General features: G+C 63.6%; 6 protein-coding genes. 5 read left to right on the top strand and 1 reads right to left on the bottom strand.

What is annotated here, in order from left to right:
* Positions 1–105 precede the first annotated feature (105 nt).
* The gene (locus AC1DX0_RS30045; RefSeq protein ID WP_477358074.1) at positions 106–594 is read left to right on the top strand and encodes a hypothetical protein; all 489 of its coding nucleotides are present in this window, start codon (positions 106–108) and stop codon (positions 592–594) included.
* Between the two features lie 71 nt (positions 595–665).
* Here the strand turns inward: AC1DX0_RS30045 and AC1DX0_RS30050 are convergent, their stop codons facing one another.
* Entirely contained in the window at positions 666–1,442 is a 777-nt protein-coding gene (locus tag AC1DX0_RS30050) for a VOC family protein (RefSeq protein WP_477358077.1), read from the bottom strand.
* A gap of 166 nt (positions 1,443–1,608) precedes the next feature.
* Between AC1DX0_RS30050 and AC1DX0_RS30055 the strand changes: the two genes are divergently transcribed.
* From AC1DX0_RS30055 to preA, 4 genes are all read left to right on the top strand, one after another.
* Positions 1,609–2,346: a gamma-glutamylcyclotransferase gene (locus tag AC1DX0_RS30055; protein ID WP_477221862.1), complete on the top strand. Its 738-nt coding sequence runs from the start codon at positions 1,609–1,611 to the stop codon at positions 2,344–2,346.
* A gap of 121 nt (positions 2,347–2,467) precedes the next feature.
* A complete protein-coding gene (locus AC1DX0_RS30060; protein WP_477221863.1) occupies positions 2,468–3,817 on the top strand; it encodes an NAD(P)-dependent oxidoreductase in 1,350 nt (449 codons plus the stop codon).
* Positions 3,814–4,167: a hypothetical protein gene (locus tag AC1DX0_RS30065; protein ID WP_477221864.1), complete on the top strand. Its 354-nt coding sequence runs from the start codon at positions 3,814–3,816 to the stop codon at positions 4,165–4,167. Before AC1DX0_RS30060 ends, AC1DX0_RS30065 begins: the two co-directional genes overlap by 4 nt.
* Before the next feature lie 58 nt (positions 4,168–4,225).
* The gene (gene preA, locus AC1DX0_RS30070; RefSeq protein WP_477221865.1) at positions 4,226–5,539 is read left to right on the top strand and encodes an NAD-dependent dihydropyrimidine dehydrogenase subunit PreA; all 1,314 of its coding nucleotides are present in this window, start codon (positions 4,226–4,228) and stop codon (positions 5,537–5,539) included.
* The last annotated feature ends 78 nt before the right edge of the window (positions 5,540–5,617 follow it).

The raw sequence follows: 5,617 nt of genomic DNA on the forward strand, positions 1-5,617 counted from the left end.
CCCTTTGATATTGTTCTCGCCCTTTGATATTGTTCTCGTCTGGGTTGCATTTGTATCGCTATGGTTGTATTTGTAAAAACACCTGAAATGTGGGGTTCCCTTGCCATGAATAAAGTCGTTSTCAGCCTCTTCGCACTCCTTGCAGGCACCAGCTTGGCCATGGCCGAGGACGACGGCTGCGAGGCCTTCAAATGGCCGGTAACGCGGGAACAGGCGCTGTTTGCCGCGGCGCCCGCAACACCGGCTGGAGCGGCGCTGGCGGTGGGTGCTGCCGCGGATCTGGCCCTGGTCCCGGCGGAGAAAGCCGGTTTTACGCTGCCGCCCGAGCGCGCGCCGGCGGAGGGCACGTTCGGCGCCGTCGCCAGTGTGGAGGTGCCGACCGAGGGGGCTATTCAGATAAGCCTATCCGGCGAGGCCTGGATCGATGTCATTCAGGACGGCAAGGCCATCAAGTCGGCGGGTTATAGTGGGGTGAAAACCTGCCCCGGCATCCGCAAGAGCGTGCGCTTCAAGCTCGCGGCCGGCCCGGCCACCGTCCAGATCAGCGGCGCGAAAAAGGCTGAGCTGAAGGTCGCGGTGCTGACGCCGGAGTAGTTGGCGCGCGAAAGCGGGGAAACGGCCTTTCATCGGTGGTGCGATGAAAGGCCGGCTCGTTTTGCTTCTCGTCAGCGCACCGGCGCCATCAGCGCGAAATGCGCGCCTTGCGGGTCCTGGCATTGCACGATCCAGCTGCCGCCGGGAACCTCCATCGGCCCCATCAGGATCTTGCCGCCATTGTCGGTGACGCGTTTGGCGGCCGCGTCGATGCCTGTGACGTTGAAATAGAACTGCCAGACCGGGACGGGAAGTTGCGCAGGCTTGTTCATGATGCCGCCGCCGGATTCGGGGCCGGCCGTAAAAGTCTGGTATATGCCCATCGGGCCCATGTCGAAATCGCCGGCATTGGCCCAGCCGAACTGGCCGGAATAGAAGTCGAACGCGGCCTTCCAATCGCTGGTGTAGAGCTCATGCCAGCCAATATGCCCAGGCGTGCTGGCCGGCACCACAGGCTGGTCGGGGCCGTTGGGCTGCAGGAACATGAAGGTCGCGCCTTGTGGATCGGCAACGACGGCAAACCGGCCAACGCCTGGAATGTCGTCGGGCTGGCGATGAACGGCGCCGCCGGCCTTGGTTAGTGATGCCGTGGCGGCATCGACATCCTTCGTGTGGATATAGCCGACCCAGGCCGGCGGCGTACCCATCTTGGCGGCGTCCTCGGGCATCGTCATCAGCCCGCCGACGCCGCGTTCGGCGGAATTTACAACGATGTAGCGCGGCATGCCCGGCGCCTTGTCGAAGGGCTGCGCCGTCCAGCCGACCACCTTGGTGTAGAAGGCTTCGGCGGTGTCGAGGTCTGATGTCATCAGCTCGTACCAGAAGAAGGGCATCGGGGATTTCGGCATGGTCGGTCTCCTCACCGTTCAGCATCGATCGTTGTTCGATCCATCGCAGGACGATCCTGGCGACGGAAATCCGACAACCGCCCAACCAATAATGTCTGCCCATGACATGCGTTCCCCGGTTGCATGCCCTGCGGTTTTCGATTTCTGTACGGCAAGGGGGTTGTTCATGCGCAAGATGTCGCTCACGCCTGAGCTTGTTGCACTGTGCCACAGGGAAGAGGCCGATCCAGGCCCGGACCCAAGCTGGACGGAGCTGAACGACGAGGACTTCCGGACGCTTGCCATGCGGCTATCGGGAGAGGCAGACGAGGGGCCGCTCTGGGTGTTCGCCTACGGGTCGCTGATCTGGAAGCCGGAATTCGATTCGGTTGAGCAGCGGCTCGCCACGGCCTTCGGCTGGCACCGCTCCTTCTGCCTCGACATGGTGCGCTGGCGCGGCAGTGCCACGCAGCCGGGGCTGATGATGGCGCTCGAACGCGGCGGACGCTGCAACGGAGTGATCTACCGCTTGCCGGAGGGCGAAAAACCGGCCCAGATCGAAAGGCTGCTGCGGCGCGAGATCAGCGACCATGAAAGCATCAGCTCGGTCCGGTGGCTGCCGGTGCATACGGCGCAAGGCGCGCTGCGGGTGCTCGGTTTCTGGGTTGGCGTCAAGGGCCGGGGAACGTCGCTGAGCCAGCCGCTGGACAAGGTGGCAAGCATATTGGCCAGGGCCTGCGGCCATATCGGCTCCGGCGCGGAATATCTCTACAACACGGTCAGTCACCTCGAAGCATTCGGCATCCATGACCGCAATCTGTGGCGGTTGCAGGAACTGGTGGCGGACGAGGTCCGGGCCATCCATCGCCGGCCCGTCGATCCAGGCCATTCGTCGGTGCTGCCAGAACCATCGCCTGCGTCATAACATGAGTAAAAAAATCATGTTTTTATTCAGTCTTTTCAGCGACTTGCGCCGAAAATTGACCAATTGATAAAAAAATAAAACGTGCTAGCCTTCCCCAAAACGAAAACATGGGGAACTGACAATGCCAGAAGGCCAGTTCAAGGAAGGTATCGTCGGCGGCCGGCTTGCTGCCGACCAGTATGCGGACAATTTCTCCGACCTGCATCCGCCGCTCGATCATCACGAGGCGCTGGTCGAATCCGACCGCTGCTATTTCTGCTACGACGCGCCCTGCATGAACGCRTGCCCRACYTCGATCGACATTCCGCTGTTCATCCGCCAGATCTCGACTGGCAATCCGATCGGGTCGGCCAAGACCATCTTCGACCAGAACATACTGGGCGGCATGTGCGCTCGCGTCTGCCCGACGGAGACGCTGTGCGAAGAAGTCTGCGTGCGCGAGATCGCCGAGGGCAAGCCGGTGCAGATCGGCCGCCTGCAGCGCTACGCCACGGATGTCGCGATGGCCGAGAACAAGCAGTTTTATCCGCGCCCGGAAGCGACCGGCAAGTCGGTTGCCGTGGTCGGCGCCGGCCCGGCCGGCCTTGCCGCCGCGCACCGGCTCGCCCGCCATGGTCATGACGTCACCATCCTCGAGGCGCGGCCGAAGGCCGGCGGCCTCAACGAATACGGCATCGCCGCCTACAAAAGCGTCGACAATTTCGCCCAGGCCGAGGTCGACTATGTCACGGCGATCGGCGGCATCGACATCCAGAACGGCAAGGCGCTCGGCCGCGACTACCAGCTCTCAGACCTGATCCGCAATTACGATGCGGTGTTCCTCGGCATGGGGCTTGGCGGCGTCAACGCGCTGCGCGCCGATGGCGAGGATGCAGCCGGCGTCACCAATGCGGTTGAGTTCATTGCCGAACTGCGCCAGGCCAGCGATCTCTCCGGCCTGCCGGTCGGCCGCCGCGTTGTCGTCATCGGCGGCGGCATGACGGCGATCGACGCCGCGGTGCAGTCGAAGCTGCTTGGCGCCGAGGAGGTGACGATCTGCTACCGGCGCGGCCAGGAGCACATGAACGCTTCCGGCTTCGAACAGGATCTGGCCGCCGCCAACGGCGTCACCATCCGCCACTGGCTGCAGCCGAAGCGGGTGATCGCGGAAGGTGGGAAGGTGTCGGGCATCGAACTCGAATACACCGCGCTCAATGGCGACAAGCTCGCCGGCACCGGCGAGACGCTGACGCTCGTTGCCGACCAGGTATTCGCTGCGATCGGCCAGAATTTTGTCCCTGCCGCCCTCAACGGCAGCGGTGCCTCGATCGAGCTCGAAGCCGGCCGCATCAAGGTCGATGCGGAAGGGCAGACATCGCTGGTCAAGGTCTGGGCCGGCGGCGACTGCATCTTCGGTGGCGACGACCTGACCGTCTCGGCCGTGGCGCAAGGCCGCGATGCGGCGGAGAGCATCAACCGGGCACTGCGATGATGGCGCCGATCCTCACTGCCGTCATCGGCACCGCGGCAATGCCGGCGGCTTCGCCGGACTATTGGCTCTACACGCAATGGTGCGACCGGCAGGGTGAAGAGCGGATGTTCGTCGAAGCGTCCGGGGTCGGCTTCAACGAGCACACGATCTGCCAATGGACGTCCGGGCCGCCGACTGGCGACCTGGTACAAACGACGGTTTCATGCGCGAACGTCTATCTCAACGGAGACGAGACCGTGCGCATGGACGAAAGAATGGTCAGGCTGGAGGCGCGCAAGGGCGATCCGGACAAGATCACGGTAACGGTCGAAGGCGAACCGCCGTCGGTTTTTCTTCGATGCGAGGAATGATCCGGCTACGATAGGCAAAGGTGGCGGCAAGCCCGCCACGGCCAGAGGAGAAAGACCCATGGCAGACATCCGCAACAATTTCGTCGGCATCAAATCGCCCAACCCGTTCTGGCTGGCCTCGGCGCCGCCGACCGACAAGGCCTACAACGTCATCCGCGCCTTCAAGGCAGGGTGGGGCGGCGTGGTGTGGAAGACGCTGGGCGAGGAAGGGCCGCCGGTGGTCAATGTCAACGGCCCGCGCTATGGCGCGATCTGGGGCGCGGACCGCCGCCTGCTTGGCCTCAACAATATCGAGCTGATCACCGACCGCGACCTGCAGGTCAATCTGCGCGAGATCAAGCAGGTCAAGAAGGACTGGCCCGACCGAGCCATCGTCGTCTCGCTGATGGTGCCCTGCGTCGAGGAGAGCTGGAAAGCGATCCTGCCGGTGGTCGAGGAGACGGAAGCCGACGGCATCGARCTCAATTTCGGCTGYCCGCACGGCATGTCGGAACGCGGCATGGGCGCCGCSGTCGGGCAAGTGCCGGAATATATCGAAATGGTGGTGCGCTGGTGCAAGGCCAACACCCGCATGCCTGTGATCACCAAGCTGACGCCAAACATCACCGATGTGCGCAAGCCGGCGCGCGCGGCACACGCCGGCGGCACCGACGCGGTGTCGCTGATCAACACCATCAACTCGATCACCGGTGTCGACCTCGACAGTTTCGCGCCGCAGCCGACAATCGATGGCAAGGGCTCGCATGGCGGCTATTGCGGCCCGGCGGTGAAGCCGATCGCCATGAACATGGTCGCCGAGATCGCGCGCGATCCTGAAACCCACGGCCTGCCGATCTCCGGCATTGGCGGCATCACCACCTGGCGCGACGCGGCCGAATTCATGGCGCTTGGCGCCGGCAATGTGCAGGTGTGCACAGCGGCGATGACATACGGCTTCAAGATCGTGCAGGAGATGATCGCCGGCCTTGAAAACTGGATGGACGAGAAGGGCCATGCCTCGCTCGACGACATCGTCGGCCGCGCCACGCCCAACGTCACCGACTGGCAGTATCTCAACCTCAATTACATCGCCAAGGCGCGTATCGACCAGGACGCCTGCATCAAATGCGGCCGCTGCCATATCGCTTGCGAGGACACTTCCCACCAGGCGATCACCAGCATGGTCGACGGCGTCAGGCATTTCGAGGTGATCGAGGCCGAATGCGTCGGCTGCAATCTGTGCGTCAATGTCTGCCCGGTCGAGAACTGCATCACCATGGAGCCGCTGGCGGTCGGCGTGATGGACCAGCGTACCGGCAAGCCGGTGTCGCCGATCTACGCCAACTGGACGACGCACCCGAACAACCCGATGGCCAAGGTGGCTGCGGAGTAGGGCTGCCTTCGCAGAATTTGGGTTCCTCGCCCCACGAAGTGGGGAGAGGTGGCCCGGCGAAGCCGGGACGGAGAGGGG

Source organism: Mesorhizobium sp. P3_A9, from assembly GCF_056402975.1.